We start from the raw sequence: 26552 nt of genomic DNA on the forward strand, positions 1-26552 counted from the left end.
ATCCTCAGTGGGCCGGGCCGCCGAAGATCACGTAGATGAAGGCGAACAGGAACAGCCACACCACGTCGACGAAGTGCCAGTACCAGGCGGCCGCTTCGAAGCCGAAGTGCTTCTGGGGCGTCATGCCGCCGTTCATGATCCGCACCAGGCAGACCAGCAGGAAGATGGTGCCGATGAGGACGTGGAAGCCGTGGAAGCCCGTGGCCATGAAGAAGGCCGAGCCGTAGAGGCCCGAGTTCGCCGCTTCCTCGTTGAAGAAGTACTGGTGCGACAGGATGTGGTGGTACTCGTAGGCCTGGATCGCGGTGAACAGCGCGCCCAGGACGACGGTGAGGATCAGGCCCAGCTTGGCGCCCTTGCGGTCACCCTGCTGCAGCGCGTGGTGGGCCCAGGTGACCGTGGTGCCCGAGAGCAGCAGGATCAGGGTGTTCACCAGCGGCAGTTCCCAGGCGGGAACGGTCTCGACGCCGTGCGGCGGCCAGGTGGCCCAGGCGTTGCGGACTTCCTCGATCGCCGAGTGGGTGCGGACCTCGTGGAAGAGGGCCATCTCGAAGAACATCCAGAACCAGGCGACGAAGAACATCACCTCGGAGGCGATGAACAGGATCATGCCGTAGCGCAGGCCCAGCGAGACCACGGGGGTGTGGTCGCCGGCGTTGGCTTCCTTCACCACGTCGCGCCACCAGCCGACCATCGTGTAGAGGACGCCGGCGAGGCCGGCGGCGAACAGCCACCAGGTGCCTTCCGGGAAGCCAAACAGGCCCTTCATCCACATGACGCCGCCAATGGCCATGACCACGGCGGACATCGAGCCGACGAGCGGCCAGGGGCTCGGGTTGACCAGGTGGTAGTCGTGTTTGACGCCTTCGGCCATTGCGGTCCTAACCCCTCAGATCCCTCTTAGACGCGCCCAGGGCGGCTGACACGGAGTCGCCAGGCGCGAAAGTCGCGGACGCTATAGCCTTGCGTCGACCCTCCCGCCAAGGGGGAAAGGGCCCGGATAACGCAGGGATTTCGTCCTTACGGCTCAGTCCGCGGCCCCGGCGGCCTGGGCAGGCTTGCCCTTGGGCGGATGCAGGTCGGCGCGGGCCGGCGCAGGCGCGGTGGTGGACGGGAAGAAGGTGTACGAGAGCGTCACCTCCTGCTTGCCCCTGGTCTCGAAGTCCTGGGCGTACTTCGGATCGATGAAGTACAGCACCGGCATGTCGACCGTCTGGCCGGGGGCCACGGTCTGGTCCGAGAAGCAGAAGCAGTCGAGCTTCTGGAAATAGGGGCCCGCCTGTTCCGGCACGACGTTGAACACGGCCCGCCCGGTGATGGGCTTGTCCGAGTTGTTGGTCACCTGGAAGAAGGCGACCTTGGTCTCGCCGATCCTGGCTTCCTGCCGCGTCTGCTTGGTGACGAACGTCCAAGGCAAGTCACGCACGTTGGCGTCGAAACGGATGGTGACGGCGCGGTCGAGGACCACGTCGGCGCTCTTCTCGGCCCGCCTCGTCGTGCCGTCGAAACCGGTGAGCTGGCAGAAGGCGCGGTAGAGCGGGACCGAGGCGTAGGCGGCGCCGATCATCCCGAAGAAGGCCGCCGCGCAGATCACCGCGACGCGCGCGTTGCGCCGCCGGGCCGGATCCTGCCGCGGATCAGAAGGGGCGTTCTGCGACATTGCCACCGAGCCTCACGACCGTGACGACGAAGATCAGGATGACGAAGAGCACCAGGCCGAGGGCCAGGGCGATGTTGCGGCCGCGGCGGGCCTTGGCCTCGGCGTCGCTCTCGCGGGAGGGATCGCTCATCTAGAGGAGCTCCAGGGGTTTGAGGCCCGCCAGATGCTCGCCCAGCAGGGTGGCGAACAGGAGGGCGAGGTACAGGATGGAGAAGGCGAAGAGGTTGCGCGCGTCGCGGGCGCCGGCGCGGACGTCGTAGAGGCCGTCATCCTTGCGCGGATCGGCCGCCTCCCCCGCCTGCGAGCGGAACAGCCGCCAGGCCAGCAGCAGGTAGACGAGCCCGCCCAGGGCCGAAACCGCCAGGTAGGGCGCGCCGCCGAGCCCCGTGAAGGCGGGGGCGACGCAGAACGGGATCAGCAGCAGGCTGTAGATCCACACCTGCCGGCGGGTCGAGGCCGCGCCACGAACGACCGGCATCATCGGCACCCCGGCGCGGGCGTAATCCTCGGAGGTGTAGAGCGACAGCGCCCAGAAGTGCGACGGCGTCCAGACGAAGATGATGGCGCAGAGCAGCCAGGCGTTCAGCGGCGCGGACCCGTCGGCCGCGGCCCAGCCGATGACCGGCGGCAGCGCCCCCGCCAAGCCGCCTATGACGATGTTCTGGGCGGTCCAGCGCTTGAGCCACATCGTGTAGACGACGGCGTAGAAGACGATGGTGAAGGCGAGGAGGCCCGCGGCGAACCAGTTCACCGCCATGCCCATCAGCATCACCGAGAACAGCGACAGCACCACCCCGAGGGCGGCGGCGTCGGAGCCCTGGACCTTGCCGGCCGGCACCGGGCGGCCGCGCGTGCGGCGCATCTTGGCGTCGATGTCGGCGTCCCACCACATGTTGAGCGCGCCGGACGCGCCTGCGCCCACGGCGATGCAGAGGATGGCGACGGCGCCCAGCACCGGGTGGATGTCGCGGTCGGCGCACACGAGACCGGTCAGCGCGGTGAACACCACCAGCGACATGACGCGCGGCTTCAGCAGCTGCAGGAAGTCCTGCCAGCGCGCGGGGGCCTTCGTCGTCGCCCTGTCCTGTGAGCCCAGGCCTTCAACCATGGCCATGCGTATACTCTTAAATGCGGGAAGGGCGCGCCCTTCCGGACGCGCCCCCCATCAGATTGGTCCCGAAGGAGCCGGACGCTAGTGGTGCGTGTCCGGCTTCACCACGGGCAGCTCGTTGAACTGGTGGAACGGCGGCGGCGAGGACAGCGTCCACTCCAGCGTCGTCGCGCCCTCGCCCCACGGATTGGCCTCGGCCTTGCGGCGGAAGATCATCGCGTCGAGCAGCACCACCAGGAACACGCCCACGCCCACCAGGGTCACGGCGTAGCCGATCGAGGAGATCTCGTTCCAGTAGTGGAAGGCGGCTGGATAATCGACGTAGCGGCGCGGCATGCCCTGCAGGCCCAGGAAGTGCTGCGGGAAGAAGACCAGGTTCACGCCGATGAACATGACCCAGAAGTGCAGCTGGCCCAGCCACTCGCGGTACTTCACGCCGAAGATCTTCTCGAACCAGTAGTAGAAGCCCGCGAAGATCGCGAACACGGCGCCGAGGCTCAGCACGTAGTGGAAGTGGGCCACCACGTAGTAGGTGTCGTGCAGGCTGTAGTCGATGCCGGCGTTGGCCAGCACGACGCCCGTGACGCCGCCCACCGTGAACAGGAAGATGAAGCCGATCGCCCACAGCATGGGCGTCTTGAAGTCGATGGAGCCGCCCCACATCGTGGCGATCCACGAGAACACCTTCACGCCCGTCGGCACCGCGATCACCATGGTGGCCGCCACGAAGTAGGCGCGCAGGTTGATGGGCATGCCCACCGTGTACATGTGGTGCGCCCACACGACGAAGCCGATGAAGCCGATGGCGACCATGGCGTAGGCCATCGCGAGGTAGCCGAAGACCGGCTTGCGCGAGAAGGTCGACACGATGTGGCTGATGATGCCGAAGCCCGGCAGGATCAGGATGTACACCTCGGGGTGACCGAAGAACCAGAACAGATGCTGGTACATGACCGGGTCACCGCCGCCGGCGGCGTCGAAGAAGTGGGTGTTAAAGTTGCGGTCCGTCAGCAGCATGGTGATGGCGCCGGCCAGCACGGGCAGCGACAGCAGCAGCAGGAAGACGGTGACCAGCACCGACCAGACGAACAGCGGCATCCGGTGCAGGGTCATGCCCGGCGCGCGCATGTTGAAGATGGTCGTGATGAAGTTGATCGCGCCCAGGATCGAGCTGGCGCCCGCCAAGTGGAGCGACAGGATCGCCAGGTCCATCGACGGGCCGGTGTGGCCCGAGGTGGAGAGCGGCGGATAGGCCGTCCAGCCGCCGCCGAAGCCGTGGCCCGGGCCGCCATCCACGAACATCGAGGTGCAGATCAGGATCCAGGCGGCGACCAGCAGCCAGAACGAGATGTTGTTCATCCGCGGGAAGGCCATGTCCGGCGCGCCGATCATCAGCGGGACGAACCAGTTGCCGAAACCGCCGATCAGCGCGGGCATGACCATGAAGAAGATCATGATCAGCGCGTGCGCGGTGACGACCACGTTGTAGCCGTGCTTGGAGGGCTCGACGAGGCCGGTGGCCGCGAGCCACGAGCCTTCGCGGAACACCTGGATGCCCGGCTCGGCCAGTTCCCAGCGGATCAGGCCCGACAGGGCGCCGCCGACCAGGCCCGCCATGATGGCGAACAGCAGGTAGAGGGTGCCGATGTCCTTGTGGTTGGTCGAGAAGAACCACCGGGCGAAGAAGCCCGGCTTGTGGTCGTGCCCGTGGTCGTGGGCGTCGTGAGCGGCGGCGTTGGCCATCTTACTCTCTAGTCCTGCTTATTTCTTCGCCGGAGCGGCGGCGGGCGCGGCGGCCGGCGCAGCGGCGGGGGCCTTCGGCTCGGGCGTGGCGGGAGCGGGGGCGGCCGGGTTGACCGGAGCGGCGGCGCCGGCCGGCTGGGCCGCGTCGGCGGCGGCGGGAGCCGCCTCCGTGTTCGCGGCGCCCGCGGCGTTGGCCTGGGCGTTCAGGGCGCTGGGCGTCGCCGCCGGCGCGCCGCCGCCCTTGGACGCCACCCAGGCGTCGAACTCGGCCTGGGTCACGACCCGCACCTCGATCGGCATGAAGGCGTGGTCCACGCCGCACAGCTCACGGCAGTTGCCGTAGTAGGTGCCCACGCGGTCGGCCTTGAACCAGGTCTCGTTCACCCGGCCCGGGATGGCGTCGGTGATGACGCCGAACGACGGCACGGCGAAGGCGTGGATCACGTCGGCGCCGGTGACCAGCACGCGGACGGTCTTGTTCACCGGCACGACCAGCGGCTCGGTGGCCGCCAGGCGGAAGGGGACCTTCTTGGCGGCGGCCTGATCCTCGGGAAGGATGTTGGAGACGTATTCCGAGACGTTCAGGTCGGGATACTCGTAGCCCCAGTACCACTGGTAGCCCGTCGCCTTCACGGTCACGTCCGGCTTGGGCATGTCGTGATAGGCGTAGAGCAGCTTGAACGAGAAGATGGCGATGACCATCAGGATCAGGACCGGAACGACCGTCCAGATCACCTCGATCGGAGTGTTGTGGCTCCAGCGCGCCGGAACCGGATTGGCGCGCTTGTTGTACTTCACGATCACGATGACCAGCAGGGCCAGCACGAACAGCGTGATGGCCGTGATGACCGGGAGCAGGATCGCGTTGTGGAAGAAGATCGCGTCCTCGCGCAGCGGGGTCACACCCGGCTGAAGATCGATCCCGCCCGGCGTCGGCTGACCCACGAGGTCATTGGCCAAGGCGCTGGCGCCCCAGAAGACCCCCGAAGCGGCCGCGACGAGACCCGCCGCCAGCGCCCGCAAACCCTGAAACCTCGACTTCATGTCCCCTCGGTCTGGTTGTCCGACGGCGCGCCCCGGTACGTGCGGCGCGCTCAGCCGACTTCGAGAACAGGCGCGCAGACGCGCTCGCTGGCGCCCGCCCGGCCCACTCAGCGCGGGTCCATACGCGCATCGCATGCCCTTGCCAAGGCCGCCGCGCACCCTATGGGGCGGCTGCGCATCCTTGGCTGGGGAAGAGCCGTAGATTCCGCACTGACGCGGGGTTCGCGCGTCCGGCTGGCAGAGCGGCGTTTGGGGAGAATCAGTTTGCACCGCAGTCCGGAGGAAGAAGCCGAGATCCGCCGCGCGTTCGACGCGCTGGTGAACCTGAGCCCCAAGGAGCTGAAGGCCTGGCTGGCGACGCCCCAGAGCAAGAAGGTGGGCATGGTCCGGCGCGGCGAGACGGAATCGGTCGGGCGCCAGTCGGCGCGGAAGATCCTGGCGATCAAGGCGAAGACCGTCGCCGACCTCACCGACGCCGACTACGCGCATATGAAGAAGGTGATCGGCTACTGCCGCCGTCACCTGGCCCAGCGTCCGTGGGGAGACGTGACCGACACCCGATGGCGATGGAGCCTGATGAACTGGGGGCACGATCCGCTGCGGAGGCGCTGAACCCGCCGTCGAGGAACGACGTTCTACCCGCTCGCAGCTGAACGCGAGGCCCTCCCATGTCCTCCAGCACCGCCGTGCGGCACCTGCGCATGGAGATCGACGGCGACGGCGTCTTCTATCGCGAGGCGGGGCCGAAGGACGCGCCGGTCCTGGTCCTGCCCCACGGCTATCCGTGCTCGTCCTACGAGTTCCGCAACCTGATGCCGGCGCTGGCCGACCGCTGGCGGACGATCGCGCCGGACTTCCTGGGCTCGGGGTACAGCGACACGCCGGAGGGGTTCGCCTACGACTTCGACGCCCATGCGGAGACCCTGGAGCGGCTGCTGGAGCAGCTGGGCGTGGAGCGCTACGCGATCTGGCTGCACGACTTCGGCGGCTGGATCGGCCTCAGGATGGCGATGCGGGACCCGTCGCGGCTGGCCGCCCTGATCATCCAGAACGTGGACATCTACTTCGACGCGCTGGGTCCGAAGTACGCGTTCCTGCTCGAGCTGTTCCGCGACCCCAGCGCGGAGAACCGCCGCAAGCTGGCCGAGGCGATCAGCGAGGACGGCTTCCGGGAGGAGTTCCTCAACGACGTGCGGCCCGAACTGGCGCAGCGCATCCCGCCGGACCTGTGGCGGCTGCACTGGTCGCTGATGACGCCGCAGCGACAGGCGATCGCCGCCCGGACGATCGAGGGGCTGAAGGAGAACTTCGAGCAGTGGTTCCCGCGCTATCAGGCCTTCCTGCGCGAGCACCGGCCGCCGACGCTGATGCTTTGGGGACCGCAGGACGGCTACATGCCCGAGCCCTCGGGCCGGGCCTATCTGCGCGATCTGCCCGACGCCGAGCTGCACATGCTGGACGCCGGCCACTGGTTGCTGGAGGCGCAGCTGGACGAGGCGGTGCGGCTCACCCGCGATTTCCTGTCGCGGGTCATGCCCGCAAAGAGCGCCGACGGAATGCGTCGCGCGGGGTGACGCCCTTCGCCCGGGCGCCTATCTTGCCGGGATGAACGCGCACACCCCCGCACCCTCGATCCTCGAATCCGCCGGCGTCGACGCCGGCCGCGCCCGCGACGTCCTGGGCGAGGCGCTCGCCGGGGCCGACGACGGCGAGCTGTTCGTCGAGCGCTCCGAGAGCGAGAGCTTCCTGTTCGACGACGGTCGGCTGAAGTCGGCGGCGTACGATTCCACCGAGGGCTTCGGCCTGCGCGTGGTGGCCGGCGAGACCGCCGGGTACGCCCACGCCAGCGAGATCTCGGAGGCCGCGATCCGCCGGGCGGCCGATTCCGCGAAGCTGGCCAAGCGCGGCTACGAGGGCGTCGCGGCGGAGGGCCCGCGGGCGACGAACGCCAAGCTCTATTCCGAAGACGATCCCCTCGCCTCGCCCGACTTCGCCGACAAGGTGGCGCTGCTGGAGGAGATCAACGCCTGGGCCCGCGCCCGAGACCCGCGGATCGTGCAGGTGATGGTGAGCCTGGCCGGCGAGCGGCGGACGATCGAGATCCTGCGGGCCGAGGGCGGGCTGATCCGCGACGTGCGGCCTCTTTCGCGCATCAACGTCCAGGTGACGGTGGAGCGGGATGGCCGCCGCGAGAACGGCTACACCGGCGCGGGCGGCCGGGCCGGCTTCGAGACCTGGATCACGCCCGACAAATGGCAGGCCCAGGTCGACGAGGCGCTGCGCCAGGCGCTGGTCAACCTGGACGCCGTTCCCTGCCCCGCCGGCGAGATGGACGTGGTGCTGGGCCCGGGCTGGAACGGCGTGCTGCTGCACGAGGCGGTGGGCCACGGCCTGGAGGGCGACTTCAACCGCAAGGGCACCTCGGCGTTCTCGGGCAAGATCGGCGAGCGCGTGGCCGCGCCCGGCGTCACCGTCTTCGACGACGGCGCAATCCTCGGCCGCCGCGGCTCGCTGACCGTGGACGACGAAGGCACGCCCACCCAGCGGACCATCCTGATCGAGGACGGCATCCTGGTGGGCTACATGCACGACCGGCAGAGCGCGCGGCTGATGGGCCTGGAGCCCACCGGCAACGCGCGGCGGCAGTCCTATGCGCACATGCCCATGCCCAGGATGACCAACACCGGCATGCTGGGCGGCGACACGCCCCGCGAGGAGATGATCGCCTCCACCAAGCGCGGCCTCTACTGCGCCAACTTCGGCGGCGGCCAGGTGGACATCACCAACGGCAAGTTCGTGTTCCAGTGCACCGAGGCCTACCTCATCGAGGACGGCAAGCTGACCTCGCCGGTGAAGGGCGCGACCCTGATCGGCGACGGGCCCTCGGCGCTGACGCGGGTGACCATGCTGGGCGACGACTTCGCCTTCGACCCCGGCATCGGGGTCTGCGGCAAGTCGGGCCAGAGCGTGCCGGTGGGCGTGGGCCAGCCCTCGCTGAAGATCACCGGGCTGACGGTCGGCGGGACCAGCGTCTAGCCGAACCTTTCCGAACTTTAACCGACCTTACAGCCATTTAATTGGCCCTCCCTGAGCTAACGCGGTTCACCTGCGGCCGCTTGGGGAGTTTTTCATGCTGATCGTACACGTCCTGGCGCAGGCCGCCGTCGCCGCCTCGCCCGCTCCGGCCAACCAGGGCGTGACCAGCTATCCCGCCAGCTTCTTCGCGAACCAGCAGCCCGCCAACGCGGCCGAGATGCTGGATCGCGTCCCGGGCTTCGTCCTGGACACCGGGGATTCGGTGCGCGGCTTCGAGGGCGCGGCGGGCAATGTGATCATCGACGGCCGCCGTCCGGCCAGCAAGACCGACGACCTGGAGCAGATCCTGCGGCGCATCCCGGCGAGCCGGGTCGAGCGCATCGACATCATCCGCGGCGGCGCGCCGGGCATCGACATGCAGGGCAAGACCGTCATCGCCAACGTGGTCCGAAAGGCGGGCGGCGGCCTGACCGGGCTGGTGGCGGTGGCCCAGAACCACACCGCCGACGGCCGCACGGCGCTCGCGGCTCGGGCCGAGGCGCAAGGCGAGTTCGGCCCCCGCAAGTGGGACCTCGGCTTCTACGCGGGCAAGGGCATCGACGACGGCTATGGCCAGGGCGAGGCGATCCGACGGTACGCCGACGGCCGGCCCACGGTGACGGCCGACCTCGATCAGGAAGGCGACCTGCTCGACTGGCAGGGGACGGGCACGTTCGAGACCCCGCTGCTGGGCGGCGTCGCCCGCATGAACGGCCGCGTGTCCGAGCGGAAGTACAAGTTCGACGAGGACTTTCGGATCCTCGCGCCCGCGCCGGCGCTCGAGGAGAGCGACGAGATGTTCCACGAGAACGATGCGGAGCTGGGGGTCAACTACACGCGCAGCCTGAACGCCCGGACCGCGATCGAACTGGTCGGCCTGCGCCAGGACGGCACGTTCGACATCGTCTCGCGCTTCGCCGCCGGCCCCGCCACCTCCACCTTCGAGCTCGACCGGGAAACCACCGAGACCATCGGCCGGGCGGTTCTGAAGTACCGCCACGACGACCGGCTTTCGTTCGAGGGCGGCGGCGAGTTCGCGGTCAACGAGCTGGAGAGCGCCAGCCGGCTGTTCGTCAACGGGGTCGATCAAGATCTTCCGGCCGCCGACGTCCAGGTGAAGGAAGAGCGCGGCGAGGCGTTCGTGAAGGCCACCTGGCGGCCGATCTCCGCCTGGACGGTCGATTCCTCGCTCCGCTACGAGACCTCGACCATCTCGTCCGACGGCGACGTCGTGCTGGAGAAGACGCTCCACTACTGGAAGCCGCGGGTCTCGGTGACCTGGGACGCGCTGAAGCAGACCCAGTTCCGCTTCCGGGTCGAGCGCGAGGTGGGCCAGCTCAATTTCGACGACTTCGTCGCCTCCTCCCGGTTCTCCAGCGGCGGCGGCGTCACGGCCGGCAACCCCGACCTCAACCCCGAACAGGCCTGGGTGGCCGAAGCAGCGGTGGAGCAGAGGTTCTGGGGTTCGGGCTCGGTCCTGATGGCGTTCCGCCACTACGAGCTGAAGGACGTCGTGGACCGGGGGCCGGTGTTCGGTCCGGCGGGCGAAGTGTTCGACCGGCCCGAAAACATCGGCGACGGCACGAAGGACGAGCTGGCGCTCGAAGCGAGCATCCCCTTCGATCGCGTCGGCCTCAAAGGCCTTCTGCTGCGCGGCGAGGTAACCAAGCGCTGGTCAGAGGTGACGGACCCCACCACCCTGGAGAAGCGCGAAATCTCGCGCCTGGAGCCGCTGGAGTGGGAGGCCGGCCTCACCCAGGACCTGCCGCGCCAGCGGATCAACCTGGGGGTCAATGTGTTCGGCGGCTTCCGCGAGCGCTACTACCGCTACAACGTCGTCGAGACGGTGAAATTCAGCACCTACGTCCACCCGTTCATCGAGTGGAAGCCGCGCCCGGACATCCACATCCGCTTCGAAGCGCCCAACGTTACGGGCCGCGGGGTGCGGCGGACGATCGTCAGCTACCCCGGCCCGCGGAACGCCGGCGGCCCGCCGGCCATGGAACACCGCGACGTGAAGGCGCCGCAGATGTGGTACGTGCGCGTCCGGAAGACCTTCGGCGGCTGAGGCTCTCGACATCCCGCGACCACATGCCCGGCGGCTTCAGTCAGCCGGGTGTTTTCGCGCGCGCCCTCCAGTGATGGCGCAACATTTCATCGATTTAATCCACCTTACGGGCAAGTAATTTGTCCAGCGGCCCGAGTACAGGCCATCTGCTCCCACTTGGGGAGCTACAACGTATGCTGATCGTCAACGTCCTGGCCCAGGCCGCCGTGGCCGCCGCGCCGCCCGCCGCCGTGCAAGCGGCCCCGCAGCAGGGGGTGATCAGCTATCCCCCCAGCTTCTTCCAGGGCCAGCAGGCCTCCAACGCCGCGGAAATGCTGGCGCGGGTGCCCGGCTTCACCCTGGACACTGGCGACAGCGTCCGCGGTTTCGAGGGCGCGGCCGGCAACGTGCTGATCGACGGCCAGCGGCCGACCAGCAAGAGCGACAACCTGGAAGAGATCCTGCGGCGCGTGCCGGTCAGCGCCGTCGAGCGCATCGACATCATCCGCGGCGGCGCGCCGGGCATCGACATGCAGGGCAAGTCGGTGCTGGCCAATGTGGTCCGCAAGCAGGGCGCGAGCTTCCGCGGCCTGTTCGCCGTGGCCAACAACCACCTCTGGGACGGCCGCAACATGCACGGCATGCGCCTGGAGCTATCGGGCGGCGACGGCCAGCGGACCTGGGAGACCACCATCCGCTACGGCTACGGCAACGACGACGGCGGGCAGTTCGGCCCCTACGTCCGCATCGCCCCGAACGGCTCGATCGTGCGCCGGGCGGACTACGAGGCCGAGAGTGACGGCGTTCAGCAGACAATCACCGCGGGCTACTCGCAGCCGCTGCTGGGCGGACGCATCACCCTGAACGGTCGGGCCTTCTGGGATAACTGGAAGAGCGAGAACACCGTCCGGTTCTCCGACCCCGTGGACCGGGTAGACAACTTCACCTCGCCCTACGACGAGTTCGAGACGGAGTTCGGCGCCCGCTACAATCGCGACTTCGGCCCGAGGACGAAGCTGGAGGCCGTGCTGCTGCGCAGCGACTCCGACTTCCACAGCCTGGACCTGGCGCAGACGCCGGGCCGGCTGGACGAGTTCCGCAACGAGCGGACCTACAACGAGACGATCGGCCGGGCGGTGCTGAAGCATCAGCGGTCCTCGGCGCTATCCTTCGAGGCTGGCGGCGAGGCGGCCCTGAACAAGCTGGACAGCCAGTCCGTCGCGTTCGTGAACGGCGCTCCTCAGGCGCTGTCGGCCGCCGACGTGCAAGTTGAGGAGTTGCGCGGCGAGGCCTTCGCCAAGGCGGTGTGGCGCCCGGCCCCGCAGTGGACGATCGACGGCGGCCTGCGCTTCGAAGCCTCGGAAATCTCGTCGGACGGCGACGTCGTGCTGGAGAAGACCCTGAGCTTCCTCAAGCCGCGTCTGGCCGTCGCCTGGCAGCCGGTCCCCAGCACCCAGATCCGGGCCCGGGTGGAACGCGTGGTCGGCCAGCTCAACTTCGACGACTTCGTCGCGGGTGCGGACTTCGAGGAGGGCACCGGCGTGAGCGTCGGCAATCCCGACCTGAATCCCGAACGGGCCTGGGTGGCCGAGGTCGCGGCGGAGCAACGGTTCTGGAAGAGCGGCGCCCTGACGCTCACCTATCGCCACTCGGAACTGCAGGACGTGATCGACCGCGGGCCGGTGTTCGTGGACCGGATCAATCCCGACACCGGTCGGCCCGAACGCCTCGTCTTCGACCGGCCGACCAACATCGGCGACGGGACCAAGGACGAGCTGACCGTCACCTTGCAGGTCCCGTCCGAGCCCCTGGGCTGGACCGGCGGGGTGCTGCAGGGGGAACTGAACAAGCGCTGGTCGAAGGTCGCCGATCCCACGACGCTGACGTCGCGCGAGATCTCGCGCCTGAGGCCGCTGGAATGGGAGGCCCGCTACACCCAGGACTTGCCGAAGTGGAACGCCAGCGTGGGCGTGGCGGTGTTCGGCGGCTGGTCGCAGACCACCTACCGCTACAACTCGATCACCGACGTGAAGCTGCACAACGCCTACATCACGACCTGGATCGACAAGCGGCTGCGGCCCGACCTGATCCTGCGCGTCGAGTACCAGAACCTCGGCGAGCGCGGCATCCGCGTGAACACCCAGGCCTTCAGCCCCGACCGCCGCACCGGTTCGCTGCTCTACACGGATGACCGGGACCTGACCCCCGGACGCTCGCTCTACGTGCGCGTCCGAAAGACTTTCGGCGGCTAGCCCGCCCCGCTGCCGCCGAAAGCAGAGAAGGCCGCGGATCGCTCCGCGGCCTTCGTCTTTTCAGGTTGTCCGAAAATCTAGCTGTTCAGGTCCCGCCGGATCGCCGCCGGGCTCACCGCCTGGCGCTCGCCGTCGAGCACCGGGGCGATCGGCTCGGGCTGGGCATGCCCCGCCGGGTCGTTCACGCCGTGGGCCCAGTGCTTGATGAAGAAGCTGAGCACGACGAACGCGACGCCGATGCCCATGCCCCACAGGCCCAGCATGTTGAACACCTTCAGCGAGGCGGCCAGCGAGGCCGCAGGGTCGGTCACCTGGCCGCCGACGGTGTGGGTGCCGGCCATGCCTGCGATCCAGCCGCCGACGTACTGCGCGACCGACGAGGACAGGAACCACACGGCCATCATGAACGAGACGACCTTGGCGATGCTGAGCTTGGTGATCTCGGACAGGCCCACCGGCGACAGGAACAGTTCGCCCGTCGTGTGGAACATGTAGAGCAGCGCCAGGAAGATCATCGGCAGGCGGTAGTTCTCGTCGGCGAAGCTCGCGCCCCAGACGACGACCATGAAGCCGAGGCCCACCTGGAAGAGGCCGAGGCCGAACTTCAGGGTCGGGTTCGGATCACGGCCGCGCTGCGCCAGCCAGGCCCACATCGCCGCGAAGATCGGGGCGAAGATGAGGATGTAGCCGGCGTTGAACGACTGGGTCTGGGCGGCGCTGACGCCGACCAGTTCGACGTTCCGCGCCGCGAACAGGTTCAGCGAGGTGCCGGCCTGTTCGAAGAGGGTGAAGAAGACCACCGCGCCCAAGATCAGGACGGTGGCCAGCATCATCCGCTGCCGCTCGACCCAGGTCTTGGCCATGAAGGCGATGATCAGGCCGATGCCGATGAACGAGGCGATGGTCGAGATGCCGAGGGCCACGCCGACGACGGCGTTGCGCTGCACCAGCCACCACACGGGCAGCACGCCCAGCACGCCGAGACCGTAGATCAGCCATTCGCGGTTGATCGGCCCGGCCACGGGCCGCTTCAGCAGCTCCGGGTTCGGCGGCTCGCCGTTGCCCAGCAGGTGCTTCTTGCCCAGCACGAAGACGATGAGGCCGGCCAGCATGCCGACGCCGGCGAGGCCGAAGCCCGCCCACCAGCCAAACTTCACGCCCAGGAGGCCGCAGAGGACCGAGGCCCAGAACGCGCCGAGGTTGATGCCGTAGTAGTAGAGGGTGAAGCCGGAATCCCGCCGCGGATCGCCCTGCGGATAGAGCTGGCCCACCAGGGTGGAGATGTTCGGCTTCAGGAAGCCCACGCCCATGATGATCAGCGAGACGGCCAGGTAGAAGGCGTTCTTGCCGAACGGATCGACGGTGTTGGTCAGCTGGTACGAGCCCTCGGGCAGGACGGCCGGCAGCGGCGCGCCGGCGGGCAGGCCCTGGATGGCCAGACCGCCGCCCTCGGCAGGGCCGAACGCGTGCTGCTGGCCGTTCACGACCAGGCCCACCTTGCGCTCTTCCATCAGCCCCTGAGAGGCGACCTGATAGGTTTGGCCCGCATAGGTGAGGGTCTGGGTGGCGGGCGTGCCCTCCACCGCCATCGTCAGGTGGCCCGCGACCAGCAGCAGCGCGCCGAAGGCCACGGCCTTGCGGGTGCCGATGTAGCGGTCGGCGAGGATGCCGCCCAGGAGCGGCAGCAGGTACACGAGGGAGGTGTAGGAGCCGTACTGGGCGTTCGCGGTCTCGTCGTCGAACAGCAGGTGCTGGGTCAGGTAGAAGATCAGGATCGAGCGCATGCCGTAGTAGGAGAAGCGCTCCCACATCTCGGCGAAGAACAGGATGATCAGCCCGCGCGGGTGGTTCTTGCGGAGCTGCATCAGCACCGGCAGGCCGGTAATGAGCGTGATCGCTATGCCGATCAGGACGATGAGATTCATGCGGAGGAGGTTCCGGTTTCCCTATGGACTTCCGGGGCTTCGGGAGAGTTTCACCCGAGGGCCGGAGATTTGCGGGGAGAAAATCACGCGGGATGCGCAAGCACAAGCAACCCGCTCTCCCCATATCCGGAAGGACTCGCGGGCGGCGGAGCTTTGATCGCCCCTGCCGCGTTGTCAGGCGTGAAGGAGGACCCGCCATGCTGACCCCCGGCCCCGACCATCCGATCACGATCGAGCCCGCGAACCGGCGGTGGCGCGCGTACTTCGCCGGCCACGTGATCGCCGACACCAACGACGCCCTGATCATGCAGGAGGCCAACCTCGGCCCCGTCGTCTATTTCCCGCGCAACGACGTCTCGCTGGAATATTTCACCCGCACCGACCACGTGACCCACTGCCCCTACAAGGGCGACGCCGGCCACTACAGCCTCTACATGGACGGCGAGCTCGTCGAGAAGGCGGCCTGGACCTACGAGGCGCCCTACGACGCCGTCGGCGAGATCAACGGACGGATCGCGTTCTATCCCGAGATCGAGGTGTACGCCGTGGACGACGCGGCGGTGAACCCGCACCACGACGCCGACGCCGCCAAGGAAGACCGCAGCTACATGGACCGCCGGGAGGTGGACGAGATCGTCCAGCACACCGACGCCGGCGACGGCACGACCCAGCGCGAGCACTGGGAGCCGAACGTGGAAGGGCCCGGGCCGGACGGCGGGCTGCGGTAACGCCTCAACGCGCCTCCCCTGCGAAGCGGGAGGCGCGATACGAGCCTCAGTACGCGAAGTCTTCGAAGACCCGGCCGGCGTCGCCGGCCCAGCGGGTCTCGTACAGCTCCAGCAGGCGTTCGGCCGGCGTGACGCCGGTCTCGGCGATGTGCTGCAGCTCGGACAGATAGCCGCTTTCGTCGACGAGGCCGCCGGAGAGGCGGTTCCGGCGCTTCAGGCCTTCGGAGGCGATGGCCAGCATGTCGCGCGCGACGTCCTCAACCGATCGGCCGCTCACCTGGGCCTTGAGGCCGAGGCGCGCCACGTCGGCCCGCAGCCGCTCGTGATCGTCGATCTCCCAGTGCTTGCAGAGGTCCCAGGCGGCGGCCAGCGAGGCGCTGTCGTAGAGGATGCCCATCCACAGCGCCGGCAGGGCGCAGAGGCGGCTCCACGGACCGGAGTCGGCGCCGCGCATCTCGAGGTACTGCTTCAGCCGCACCTCGGGGAAGATGGTGGTGGTGTGGTCGGCCCAGTCCTTGAGGGTGGGCTTCTCGCCCGGCAGTTCGGGCAGCTTTCCGGCCATGAAGTCGCGGAACGAGCGGCCGGCCACGTCGATGTACTGCCCGTCGCGCTTCACGAAATACATCGGCACGTCGAGGGCGTAGTTGGCATAGGTCTCGAAGCCGAACCCGTCGCGGAACACGAAGTCCAGCATGCCGGTGCGGTCGGGATCGGTGTCGGTCCAGACGTTGGCCCGCGCCGACAGGAAGCCCGTGGGCCTGCCCTCATTAAACGGCGAGTTGGCGAAGAGCGCGGTGGCGATCGGCTGCAGCGCCAGCGAGGTGCGGAACTTGGCCACCATGTCGGCTTCCGAGCCGAAGTCGAGGTTCGCCTGCACGGTGCAGGTGCGGAACATCATGTCGAGGCCCATGGAGCCGACCTTCGGCATGTACTGCCGCATGATCTTGTAGCGGCCCTTGGGCATCACCGGGATCTGCTCGCGCGTCCAGAGCGGGGTGAAGCCCAGGCCCAGGAAGCCCAGGCCGAGCTCGTCGGCCACGACCTTCACCTCCTGCAGGTGCTGGCCGGTCTCCTCGCAGATGTCGTGGACGGTCTCGAGCGGGGCGCCGGAGAGCTCGAACTGGCCGCCGGGCTCCAGGCTGACGTTGGCCATGCCGCGCTCCAGCGCGATGACGTTCTCGCCCTCGTAGACCGGCTGCCAGCCGAAGCGGGTCAGGCCGTCGAGCAGCGCCTTGATGCCGCCGGGCTCGTAAGGGACCGGCTCATGGCTGCCCAGCTTGAAGACGAACTTCTCGTGCTCGGCGCCCACGCGCCATTCGCTGGCGGGCTTGGCGCCCTGCTCGAACCAGCGGACCAGGTCCTCGAACACGAGCGGACGATCGCCGCAGGCGACTTCGACCATTCAACACCTCCCCAGCCCAACCTGGATCGCCCGGAATGGATCCCCCGAGCGGGAAGGGTCCGTGCGGCCGCATCTTTAGGCCGTTCAGGTAGGTGGGGGCAATTCCGTCAAGCTCAAGTGCGGAACGCCTCAGCGCCAGTCGCCCGCGGCCGCCTGCCAGAGCGTGAGGGCGCTGATGGCCGCGGTGTCGGCGCGCAGGATGCGCGGCCCGAGGGTGGCGGCCGTGGCGTAGGGCAGGCCGCGCAGCATCTCCCGCTCCCGGGGCGAGAAGCCGCCCTCGGGCCCGATCAGTATGGCCCAGGGGCCAGACGCGCCCTCCAGCGCCTGAAGCGCCGGCCGCGCGTCGCCCGCCTCGTCGCAGAACAGGAGGCGGCGGCCGCCGTCCCAGCCGGCGATCAGGCTCTCGAGCTTCACCGGCTCCAGCACCTCGGGCACGTCCAGGCGGCCGGTCTGCTCGGAGGCCTCGGTGGCGATGGCCCGCAGCCGGTCGACGCGCGTGTGGTCGGCGTTGGTGCGCTCGGTGACCACCGGGCGGATGCGTCGAGCCCCCAGCTCGGCCGCCTTCTCGACGATGGTCTCCAGCGGCGCGCGCTTCACCAGGGCGACGACGAGGTCGAGGTCGGGGCCGGGCGCCTGCGGCCGGGCGGGATCGATCACCTGCAGCGTCACCGCGCGCTTGCCGACCTGGGCCACCAGGGCGCGCCACTCACCCTGACGGCCGTTGAACACCCGCAGTTCGTCGCCGGCCTTCGCGCGCATGACGGCGGCGAGGTAGCGGCTCTGGCTCTCGTCCAGCAGAAGCTCGGCGCGGGCGGTCAGGTCGTGGGGGACGAACAGACGGATCATCTGGCGCGTTCTAGCCTCCCCTGATCATCCGCGCATAGGCTGGGCCGCATGGGCAAGAAAGACGACTACGACCGCGAGATCGAGGCGCTGCAGCTGGGTCTCGTGCGCTTCCAGCAACGGGCCATCGAGGCGGGCGAGAAGGACCTCGTCATCTTCGAGGGCCGCGACGCGGCCGGCAAGGACGGGGCGATCAAGCGCATCGTCGAGTATCTCTCCATCCGCCAGACCCGCGTGGTGGCCCTGCCCAAGCCCACCGAGCGCGAGCAGACACAGTGGTACTTCCAGCGCTATGCGTCCCACCTGCCGGCCCTGGGCGAGATCGTGATCCTCAACCGCTCCTGGTACAATCGCGGCGGCGTCGAGCGGGTCATGGGCTTCTCCACCCTGACCGAGCAGGAGGTGTTCCTGCAGGATGCGCCGATCTTCGAGCGGATGCTCACCGACGGGGGCCTCCAGATCGTCAAGCTGTGGCTGGACATCTCCCGCGAGGAGCAGGCCCGGCGGCTGGACGCGCGCCGGTCCGACCCGCTGAAGGCCCTGAAGGTCAGCCCTCTGGACGCCGTCGCCCAGGAGAAGTGGGACGCCTATTCCGCGGCCCGCGACGAGATGCTGGCCCGCACCCACAGCGAACACGCGCCGTGGACCATCGTGAAGACGGACGACAAGAAGCAGGCGCGCCTGAACATCCTGCGCTTCCTGTTGAAGGCGCTGGCGCCCGAGATGGCGCGCGACGCGGCGGAGCCCGATCCGGAGGTGGTGTTCGCCTATTCCGAGGCGGCTGCGGGCCGGCTGTTCCGTTGACCATCGTTCTCCGTTCGTTCTAGCCTGGACGGATGAGGGATTCCCTGACCGCCGGCGAGGCCCGGCGCATCGCGCTCGCGGCGCAAGGCTTCGGACAGGACCGCGAGGCCGAGGTCGGCCGGCGCCAGCTCGCCCGGCTCGTCGACCGGCTTGGCGTCGTGCAGATCGACAGCGTCAACGTGGTCTCGCGCACCCACTACCTGCCGGCCTTCTCGCGCCTGGGCGCCTATCCGCGCGACCTCCTGGAGGAGCTGGCCTGGGGGAAGAAGAAGGCGTTCTTCGAATACTGGGCGCACGAGGCCTCGCTCCTGCCGCTGGCGAGCCAGCCGCTGTTCCGCTGGCGGATGGAGGACGCGCAGGCGGGCGTCGGCACCTGGACGGGCATCGCCCGCTTCCTGCGCGAGCGGCGGGACTTCGTCGACAAGGTGCTGGCGGAGATCCACGACCGGGGCCCGCTCTCGGCCTCCGAGCTGGAGATGGGCCACAAGGGCGAGGGCGGCTGGTGGGGCTGGAGCGACGCCAAGCGGGCGCTGGAGGGCCTGTTCTGGGCGGGCGAGCTGACCACGGCGAGTCGACGCGGGACGTTCGAGCGGGTCTACGGCCTGCCCGAGAAGGTGCTGCCCAAGGCGGTGCGCGAGACGCCGACGCCGCCCCGGGACGCGGCCCAGCGCGAGCTGCTGAAGATCGCCGCACGCGCCATGGGGATCGCGACGGCCCGCGACCTGCGCGACTATTTCCGGATGGGCGTCGAGGAGACGAAGCTCCGGCTCGGCGAACTGGTCGAGGCCGGCGATCTCGTCCCCGTGACGGTGAAGGGCTGGCGGGAGACGGCCTACCTCGATCCCTCGGCGCGCCGACCGCGCAGGATCGGCGCGCATGCCCTGCTCTCGCCGTTCGACAACCTGATCTGGTTCCGGGACCGCACCGAGCGGATGTTCGGCGTGAAGATCCGGCTGGAGATCTACACCCCGGCCGAGAAGCGCACCCACGGCTACTATGTCCTGCCGTTCCTGGAGGGCGACGCCCTCACCGCCCGCGTCGACCTGAAGGCCGACCGCAAGGCTGGCGTCCTGATCGTCCAGGCGAGCCACGCCGAGCCCTGGGCGAGCGACGAGACGCCGGTCCGCCTGGCCCACGAGCTGCGCCGGATGGCCGGCTGGCTTGGCCTGCAAACCGTGCGGGTCGAGCGCCGCGGCGACCTGGCGGGAGCGCTCGAAACCGCCGTCGGATGAGGCCCCCTCCGGCGCTGCGCGCCACCTCCCCCGCCTGGCGCGGGAGGAGCAGGAAGAGGCTCCTCCCCTGTCGCGCCAGCGACGGGGGAGGTGGATCGGCGCGTAGCGACGAGACGGAGGGGGCGTGAGGGCGCATACGCATGTTCATCGGCGAGCCAAGCGGCTGCGGGCGGAACTATCCCTTCCCGAGACGCTGCTGTGGGTTCGGCTACGGCGCCGCGAAGACGGCGGACCAGCCTTCCGGAGGCAGCACCCCGTCGGGCCCTACGTGCTCGATTTCTATTGCGCGCAGGCACGGCTCTGCGTCGAGGTGGATGGTTGGGCGCATGGCACGGAGGATCGGCCGCGAAGGGACGCCCGACGCGACGCCTACCTGAGAGGTGAAGGCATCAGCGTGTACCGGATCGCGGCCGCCGATGTTCTTCGCGATCCCGACAGCATCGCGGAAGGAATCGTGCGGCTGGCCGCTGAGCGGCCGGCGAGGCCTGACGCCCCCTCCGGCGCTTCGCGCCACCTCCCCCGCTGAGCGGGGGAGGAGCTTTCGGCTTAGATCATCCCTTCCGTCACCGCGTGCAGGCGGGCGTAGGCGCCGCCCTTCTTGACGAGGTCGGCGTGGCGGCCCTCCTCGACGATGCGTCCGTTCTCGAAGACGAGGATCCGGTCGGCGCCGCGGATGGTCGACAGGCGGTGGGCGATCACGATGGTGGTGCGGCCGGCCATCAGCTCCTCCATCGCCTGCTGCACCTGGCGCTCGGTCTCGACGTCCAGCGACGAGGTGGCCTCGTCCAGCACCAGGATCGGCGCGTCGGCGAGGAACGCACGCGCGATCGCCACGCGCTGTCGCTCGCCGCCCGACAGCTTCACGCCCCGCTCGCCGACCAGGGTGTCGTAGCCCTTGGGAAGGCGGACGATGAAGTCGTGGGCGCGGGCCCGCCGGGCGGCGAGCTCGATCTCGGCCTGGGTGGCGTCGGGCCGGGCGTAGGCGATGTTCTCCGCGATGGTGCGGTGGAACAGCGCCGGATCCTGCGGCACCACGGCGATCGCCTGACGCAGGCTCGCCTGGGCGACCTTCGACACATCCTGGCCGTCGATCAGGATGCGGCCGCCCTGCACGTCGTAGAGCCGCTGCACCAGCTTCACGAACGTCGACTTGCCCGAGCCCGTGGGCCCGACCAGCGCGACCCGCTCCCCCGGAGCGATCAGCAGGTTGAAGTCGCGATAGAGGTCCTGCTCCGCCGATTTGTAACGGAAGGTCACGCGGTCGAAGGCGACTTCGCCCAGGTCGCGGCGGAAGACGGCGGCGCCCGCGTGGTCCGGCACCTGGGGCTCGATCCGCGCATAGGCCGCGACGTCCTCGGCGTCGTCGAGGCCCTTCTGCATCATGCGAATGTTCTCGCCGACGTTCCGGAGATAGCCGCTCATCAGCATGAACGAGGTGATGGCGAAGGCGACGTCGCCGGCGCTGGCCTCGCCCCTGGCCCATTGCCGGACCAGCAGGCCCGACAGGCCGGCCTGCAACACCATCAGGATGACGTTCTGGACGAACCAGACGTCCAGGAAGCGGTTCCAGGTGATCACCGAGCGGTGGCGCCACAGCTCGGTCACCTCGCCGACGCGGGCCTCCTCGCGCGCTTCCGCGCCGAACGCCTTGACCGTCGGATTGGACGAGATGGAGTCCGAGAGCGCCCCGCCGATCCGGCTGTCCAGCGCGACCGAGCGGACGTTGGCCGGCCGCACGTAGACCGCCGTCAGCCAGACGTTGGCGGCGATGTAGAGCGTCACCGTGATCAGCGAGAACAGGCCCACCGCCGGCCAGCGCAGCAGCATGCTGACCGACAGGCCGAGCAGCACGATGACGGCCGGCCCGAGGAACAGCACCACGGCATCCGACACGCTGTCGTAGCCCCACATCGCGCGGGAGATCTTGCGGACCGTCGAGCCGGCGAAGGTGTCGGCGTGCCAGTCGGCCGAGAAGCGCTGCACGTGCCGGAACGCCTCGTCCGTCATCTCCTTCATGTTGGCGGCGGCCATCGGATTCCAGAAGCGGAAGGCCAGGTTGCGGACCACGCTGAAGCAGACATAGACGCCGACGAAGATCATCCAGGCGCGCCAGGCGGCCGGCGGCTCGCGGGGCGTGGTGGCGACGGCGTCGACAAGCCGGCCCGCCGCCCACGGCAGGGCCAGGTCGAAGCCGATGGCGACCAGCATCAGGCCGACGGAGGCGAAGAACAGCATCCGCCGGCGCAGCCAGAAGCGCGCGATGAAGCCCAGCACCTGGGAGTTCTTGAGGACGCGATCCTTCTTGGTCTCGTCGTCGTCTTCGTAATGGTCGGTCATGACGGATCTCGGATGGGCCGACCCTGGGCGCGCCGGCAGCGGGCGCGCGCCGAGGACCGGCGGAAACTGGAACTGGGGTTCGCGATGAGGAGAGGTCCGGGAGGTCCGCGAGCACGCGGGATCGCTTCGCGCGGGGGACCGGCGAGCGCCTCAGGACGGGCTGTCCGGGCGAGCTAGAGGTGCGGCGGCGGCGGCCCGAAGCGTCGGCGGGAAAGCGGCGTGACGAACATCATGCAGTCCTCCCTCTTCAGCCTCGAAGGCGTTCACGTAGGCCTGGGCTCAACAGCGGTCAAGGCGGCGGTAGAACATGGTTTCGCAAGCGGCATTTCAGCCACACCGCCGCGTCTGCTAAGCCCGCCACATGACGACTTCCGCCCGCCTTCCCGACGCCGCGCCCGCGAACTGGGTGGACCGGCATGCGCCGGCGGCGCTGCGGCCCTGGCTGAAGCTGGGGCGGTTCGATCGGCCGGCCGGTATCTGGCTGCTGATGCTGCCGGGCTGGCAGGGGATCGCGCTGGCCTGCGCCATGGCGGGGCGGTGGCCGGATGCGATCCTGCTCGCCAAGTTCTTTGTCGGCGCGGCGCTGATGCGGGCGGCGGGCTGCGCCTTCAACGACATCGTGGACCGGGACATCGACGCCCAGGTGGCGCGCACGGCCGCGCGGCCCGTGGCTTCGGGCCAGATCAGCGTCAAGCAGGCCTGGGCGTTCCTGATCGGCTGCAGCCTGGTCTCGTTCCTGATCCTGCTTACGCTGGGCCCGTTGGCGATCGGGCTGGGCGTCGCCTCGTGCGCCCTGGTGGCGGCCTACCCGTTCATGAAGCGGATCACCTGGTGGCCGCAGGCCTGGCTGGGCCTGACCTTCAACTGGGGCGCCCTGCTGGGGTTCGCGGCGGCAATGGGGGAGCTCGCGCCGCCGGCCCTGCTGCTCTACCTCGGCGGGCTGTTCTGGACCCTCGGCTATGACACGATCTACGCCATCCAGGACCTGGAGGACGACGCCCTCGTCGGCGTGAAGTCGTCGACGCGGAGGCTCGGCGCCCACGTGCAGCGGGGCGTCGCGGTGTTCTACGGGCTCAGCCTCGCCTTCGCGCTGGCGGCGGGCCTGACGGCGGGGCTGTCGGTGTTCTTCCTGCCGCTGTTCGCCCTCTACGCGGCGCACCTGGTGATGCAGGCCCGCCGCGTGCGCGTGGACGAGCCGGCGCAGGCGCTGTTCCTGTTCAAATCCAACGCCTGGGCGGGCCTGATCCTGTTCGTGGCCATCGCAGCCGGCGCGTTTACGGCGTAGAATAGGCCCATGGCCGCAGCCGCCCGCGTCAGTCCCAAGGACTTCTTCTCGCCCGAGGAATGGGCGCCGCTCTCCCGCCGGTCGAACTGGAAGGGTCCGGCGCTGGTCGCCCACGCGTGGGCGGTGATCTTCCTGGCCGGGGCCATGGCCGTGGTCTGGCCGATCACCATTCCCCTCGCGGTGATGATCATCGGCGCCCGCCAGCTGGGCCTGGCCATCCTGATGCACGACGCCGCGCACGGAGCCTTGCATCCGAACCTGAAGGTCAACGACTGGGTCGGAAACCACCTGACGACCGGAGACCTGATGGCCTACCGGCCCTACCACCTGGGACACCACAAATACGCCCAGCAAGCCGACGATCCCGACCTGGTGCTGTCGGCGCCCTTCCCGATCACGCGGACCTCGCTGCGCCGGAAGATCGTTCGCGATCTGACCGGCCAGACCTACTACAAGCTGAAGTGGTCGGGACTGGTCGACCGCATCCGCAACCGCAAGCCACACGAGCCGCTGTGGCCGATCCTGAAGGACGCCGTGGTCCGCCGGAAGCGGTTCTTCCTGGGCATGGCCGTCACCGTCGCGCTGACCGCCCCGTTCGGCCTGTGGTGGGTTTGGCCGGTGCTGTGGCTGCTGCCGCAGGCCACCTGGCTCCCGATGGTCACGCGCCTACGCAACATCGCCGAACATGCCCTGGTGGCGAAGGATGAGCCCGACCCGCTGCGGCACGCGCGGACCACCCACGCCAACTGGCTCGAGCGTGCGCTGCTCGCCCCCTACTGGGTGAACTATCACTGCGAGCACCACATGTTCATGCATGTGCCCTGCTACAACCTGCCGAAGGTTCGTCGGCATCTGGAGCGGGCCGGCGTGACCGAGCGGATGCTGTCGGCCCCGGGCTATTTGCAGGTGCTGAAGCTTGCGTCCGGCAAGCCCGAGCGCGTAGCCGTGGCGGCGTGATCGCCCCCACGCTCGAAGCCCGCCGCGCCTTCATCCTCGAGAACACCCGCGTCCAGCGGCCCCCGCACACGCCGGAGCTTGCGCTGCATCTCGCCGACGAGATCACGCCGATCTGGCGGATGACCGAGGAGGCGCTGTCCGAGATCGGCCTGCCGCCGCCGTTCTGGGCCTTCGCCTGGGCCGGCGGCCAGGCGCTGGCCCGCTACGTTCTGGACAATCCCGAGGTCGTCGCCGGCGAGGGGGTCATCGACTTCGCCTCCGGGTCGGGGATCGTCGCCATCGCGGCGCTGAAGGCCGGCGCGGCGCGCGTGCTGGCGGCCGACATCGACCCGTTCTGCGGCGCAGCCCTGGCGGTGAACGCCGACGCCAACGGCGTGGCCTCGGAATTCACCGACGCCGATCTGCTGGACGCCCCGGCCCCTGCCTGGGCCAAGGTGATCCTGGCCGGGGACATCTGTTACGAGAAGCCGCTGGCGGCCCGCGTCATGGCGTGGCTGGGCGAGGCGCGGGCCCGCGGCGCGACCGTGCTGATCGGCGACCCCGGCCGCAGCTACTTCCCGCGCGAGGGCCTCGTGAAGCTCGCCGAATACCAGGTGCCGACCACCCGGGAGCTGGAAGACATGGAGGTCAAGAAGACCGCGGTCTGGGCGCTGCCCTGAGGCCCGCCCAAGCGCCGCCTTGGGCCCCTTTTCCGCCGCTTCTGCGTTGAAATCTCGGGAGGCTGCAACTTCCGAGGGTCCGATGCCCGCTCCGACCGCCTTAGAACAGTACATGCTGGAACTGGTGAACCAGTACCGGATCTCACAGGGAGTCCAGCCGCTCGCCTGGGACCCCGACCTCGGCGAATCCGCCGAGCTCCACAGCCAGTGGGTGCTGCAGACCGACACCTTCACCCACGAAGGCGCCGGCGGCTCGAGCCCAACCGCCCGGATGGCGGCGGCTGGCTACCAGCTCACCGGCTCCTGGACCACCGCCGAGAACCTGGCGCTGCGCAGCATCAACGGCACGCCCACCCTGCAGGACGACGTCGAGCTGCTGCACCAGCAGCTCCTTGCCTCTCCGGGCCACCACGCCAACATCGTCAATGCCACGCTGCGGGAGCTGGGCGTCGGCATCGAGCTCGGCGAGTATCAGGGCTACCAGGCCGTGATGGCGACCCAGAACTTCGCCAAGACGGGCACGGCGTTCTTCATCACCGGCGTGGCGTTCGACGATCTGGACGGCGACCTTCGCTATGACGTGGGCGAGGGCCTGGGCGGCCTGACGGTGACGGTCGCCACCGCCGGCGGGGCTGTGGTCGGGGCCACCAGCACCTACGCCCAGGCCGGGGGCTACGAGCTGGCCGTCTCGCCCGGGACGTACAACGTCACCTTCTCGGGCGGCGGCTTCGCCAGCGTGACGCGGACGGTCACGGTCGGCTCCGCCAACGTAAAGGTCGACTGGGCCGATCCCCAGGCCGCGGGCGGCGGGGCCACGCCGGGGAACGACAACCTGGCGGGCACGCCGCTGTATGGCGGAGCCGGGAACGACACCCTGACCGGCACGGTGGGCCAGGACTTCCTGCGCGGCGAGGATGGGAACGACAGCCTGTACGGCGGCGCGGCCTTCGACGACCTGCACGGCAACCTCGGCGAGGACACCGTGGTCGGCGGCCCGGATGGCGATTGGGTGGTCGGCGGCCAGGGGCAGGACGTGCTGTTCGGGGAAGACGGCGACGATGTGGTGTTGGGGAATCTCGGCCAGGACACCGCCGACGGCGGCGCGGGCGACGACGTGGTGCGCGGCGGCCAGGGCCATGACCTGATCACCGGCGGCTTCGGCGCCGACTACATGGCCGGCGACCGCGGCGAGGACACCATCGCCGGCGGGGCCGGCGCCGACACCTTCCACAGCTTCGGCGAGGCGGGGCTCGACCGCATCCTCGACTTCAACCGCGCCGAGGGCGATCGGGTGAACCTCGTGGCCGGCTCCACCTATTCCTTCGGCCAGGTCGGCAACGACGTTGTGATCAACGTCACGGGCGGGGCGCGCATCGAGCTGGTCGGCGTCTCGATGGCGAGCCTCACCGGCGACTGGCTCACCGTCGGCTGAGCAGGCCACGGCAGCG

Annotated in this window: 23 protein-coding genes; 13 read left to right on the forward strand and 10 right to left on the reverse strand. The window is 69.2% G+C overall.

The window, feature by feature from the left end; genetic code table 11:
- Positions 1–4: 4 nt before the first annotated feature.
- The 6 genes from ACO2Q0_RS19565 to coxB form a co-directional block, all read right to left on the reverse strand.
- Positions 5–874: a cytochrome c oxidase subunit 3 gene (locus ACO2Q0_RS19565; RefSeq protein ID WP_423353190.1), complete on the reverse strand. Its 870-nt coding sequence runs from the start codon at positions 872–874 to the stop codon at positions 5–7.
- A gap of 153 nt (positions 875–1027) precedes the next feature.
- Positions 1028–1660 (reverse strand): cytochrome c oxidase assembly protein, encoded by a 633-nt coding sequence (locus ACO2Q0_RS19570; protein WP_423353191.1) that lies wholly within the window; start codon positions 1658–1660, stop codon positions 1028–1030.
- Positions 1638–1790 carry a hypothetical protein gene (locus ACO2Q0_RS19575; RefSeq protein ID WP_423353192.1) on the reverse strand — a complete coding sequence of 51 codons (153 nt, stop codon included), beginning with the start codon at positions 1788–1790 and terminating at the stop codon, positions 1638–1640. Before ACO2Q0_RS19575 ends, ACO2Q0_RS19570 begins: the two co-directional genes overlap by 23 nt.
- A complete protein-coding gene (gene cyoE / locus ACO2Q0_RS19580; RefSeq protein ID WP_423353193.1) occupies positions 1791–2774 on the reverse strand; it encodes a heme o synthase in 984 nt (327 codons plus the stop codon). It lies immediately after the preceding gene.
- Positions 2775–2852: 78 nt separating this feature from the next.
- Complete coding sequence (gene ctaD, locus ACO2Q0_RS19585; protein WP_423353194.1) at positions 2853–4514, reverse strand: cytochrome c oxidase subunit I; 1662 nt, start codon at positions 4512–4514, stop codon at positions 2853–2855.
- Between the two features lie 18 nt (positions 4515–4532).
- On the reverse strand, positions 4533–5558 hold the full coding sequence (coxB, locus tag ACO2Q0_RS19590; RefSeq protein WP_423353195.1) for a cytochrome c oxidase subunit II: 1026 nt from the start codon (positions 5556–5558) through the stop codon (positions 4533–4535).
- Between the two features lie 264 nt (positions 5559–5822).
- On the opposite strand from coxB, the gene ACO2Q0_RS19595 reads away from it, so the two are divergent.
- The 5 genes from ACO2Q0_RS19595 (at position 5823) to ACO2Q0_RS19615 (ending at position 12932) form a co-directional block, all read left to right on the forward strand.
- On the forward strand, positions 5823–6170 hold the full coding sequence (locus ACO2Q0_RS19595) for a DUF3140 domain-containing protein (RefSeq protein WP_423353196.1): 348 nt from the start codon (positions 5823–5825) through the stop codon (positions 6168–6170).
- A gap of 56 nt (positions 6171–6226) precedes the next feature.
- Entirely contained in the window at positions 6227–7132 is a 906-nt protein-coding gene (locus ACO2Q0_RS19600) for an alpha/beta fold hydrolase (RefSeq protein ID WP_423353197.1), read from the forward strand.
- 31 nt (positions 7133–7163) lie between these two features.
- Positions 7164–8594, forward strand: coding sequence for a metalloprotease TldD (gene tldD / locus ACO2Q0_RS19605; protein ID WP_423353198.1), 1431 nt, complete (start codon positions 7164–7166; stop codon positions 8592–8594).
- Positions 8595–8688: 94 nt separating this feature from the next.
- A complete protein-coding gene (locus ACO2Q0_RS19610) occupies positions 8689–10701 on the forward strand; it encodes a TonB-dependent receptor plug domain-containing protein (RefSeq protein WP_423353199.1) in 2013 nt (670 codons plus the stop codon).
- Between the two features lie 173 nt (positions 10702–10874).
- Entirely contained in the window at positions 10875–12932 is a 2058-nt protein-coding gene (locus ACO2Q0_RS19615) for a TonB-dependent receptor plug domain-containing protein (protein WP_423353200.1), read from the forward strand.
- Positions 12933–13009: 77 nt separating this feature from the next.
- Here the strand turns inward: ACO2Q0_RS19615 and ACO2Q0_RS19620 are convergent, their stop codons facing one another.
- Positions 13010–14857, reverse strand: coding sequence for a peptide MFS transporter (locus ACO2Q0_RS19620; RefSeq protein WP_423353201.1), 1848 nt, complete (start codon positions 14855–14857; stop codon positions 13010–13012).
- Positions 14858–15054: 197 nt separating this feature from the next.
- Between ACO2Q0_RS19620 and ACO2Q0_RS19625 the strand changes: the two genes are divergently transcribed.
- Positions 15055–15585 (forward strand): DUF427 domain-containing protein, encoded by a 531-nt coding sequence (locus ACO2Q0_RS19625; RefSeq protein ID WP_423353202.1) that lies wholly within the window; start codon positions 15055–15057, stop codon positions 15583–15585.
- A 46-nt stretch (positions 15586–15631) separates the two neighbouring features.
- Here ACO2Q0_RS19625 and ACO2Q0_RS19630 read toward each other — a convergent pair whose 3' ends face one another.
- Both ACO2Q0_RS19630 and ACO2Q0_RS19635 read right to left on the reverse strand, forming a co-directional pair.
- Positions 15632–16987 (reverse strand): glutamate--cysteine ligase, encoded by a 1356-nt coding sequence (locus ACO2Q0_RS19630; RefSeq protein ID WP_423353203.1) that lies wholly within the window; start codon positions 16985–16987, stop codon positions 15632–15634.
- A 129-nt stretch (positions 16988–17116) separates the two neighbouring features.
- Positions 17117–17833 (reverse strand): 16S rRNA (uracil(1498)-N(3))-methyltransferase, encoded by a 717-nt coding sequence (locus ACO2Q0_RS19635; RefSeq protein ID WP_423353204.1) that lies wholly within the window; start codon positions 17831–17833, stop codon positions 17117–17119.
- Positions 17834–17881: 48 nt separating this feature from the next.
- Between ACO2Q0_RS19635 and ppk2 the strand changes: the two genes are divergently transcribed.
- From ppk2 to ACO2Q0_RS19650, 3 genes are all read left to right on the forward strand, one after another.
- Positions 17882–18634 (forward strand): polyphosphate kinase 2, encoded by a 753-nt coding sequence (gene ppk2, locus ACO2Q0_RS19640; protein WP_423353205.1) that lies wholly within the window; start codon positions 17882–17884, stop codon positions 18632–18634.
- Between the two features lie 32 nt (positions 18635–18666).
- On the forward strand, positions 18667–19866 hold the full coding sequence (locus ACO2Q0_RS19645) for a winged helix-turn-helix domain-containing protein (protein WP_423353206.1): 1200 nt from the start codon (positions 18667–18669) through the stop codon (positions 19864–19866).
- Between the two features lie 124 nt (positions 19867–19990).
- Positions 19991–20392 (forward strand): endonuclease domain-containing protein, encoded by a 402-nt coding sequence (locus tag ACO2Q0_RS19650; RefSeq protein WP_423353207.1) that lies wholly within the window; start codon positions 19991–19993, stop codon positions 20390–20392.
- 20 nt (positions 20393–20412) lie between these two features.
- On the opposite strand, the gene ACO2Q0_RS19655 is transcribed toward ACO2Q0_RS19650, so the two are convergent.
- Positions 20413–22203, reverse strand: a complete 1791-nt coding sequence (locus tag ACO2Q0_RS19655) for an ABC transporter ATP-binding protein (protein WP_423353208.1) — start codon at positions 22201–22203, stop codon at positions 20413–20415.
- Between the two features lie 361 nt (positions 22204–22564).
- On the opposite strand from ACO2Q0_RS19655, the gene ubiA reads away from it, so the two are divergent.
- The 4 genes from ubiA (at position 22565) to ACO2Q0_RS19675 (ending at position 26536) form a co-directional block, all read left to right on the forward strand.
- A complete protein-coding gene (gene ubiA, locus ACO2Q0_RS19660; protein WP_423353209.1) occupies positions 22565–23488 on the forward strand; it encodes a 4-hydroxybenzoate octaprenyltransferase in 924 nt (307 codons plus the stop codon).
- A gap of 9 nt (positions 23489–23497) precedes the next feature.
- Positions 23498–24445, forward strand: coding sequence for a fatty acid desaturase family protein (locus ACO2Q0_RS19665; RefSeq protein WP_423353210.1), 948 nt, complete (start codon positions 23498–23500; stop codon positions 24443–24445).
- Positions 24442–25104 (forward strand): class I SAM-dependent methyltransferase, encoded by a 663-nt coding sequence (locus tag ACO2Q0_RS19670; protein ID WP_423353211.1) that lies wholly within the window; start codon positions 24442–24444, stop codon positions 25102–25104. The genes ACO2Q0_RS19665 and ACO2Q0_RS19670 overlap by 4 nt, the downstream gene beginning before the upstream one ends.
- A gap of 82 nt (positions 25105–25186) precedes the next feature.
- The gene (locus ACO2Q0_RS19675; protein WP_423353212.1) at positions 25187–26536 is read left to right on the forward strand and encodes a CAP domain-containing protein; all 1350 of its coding nucleotides are present in this window, start codon (positions 25187–25189) and stop codon (positions 26534–26536) included.
- Positions 26537–26552 lie beyond the last annotated feature (16 nt).

This window comes from Phenylobacterium sp. VNQ135 (genome assembly GCF_049445735.1).
Classification (GTDB): Bacteria; Pseudomonadota; Alphaproteobacteria; order Caulobacterales; family Caulobacteraceae; genus Phenylobacterium.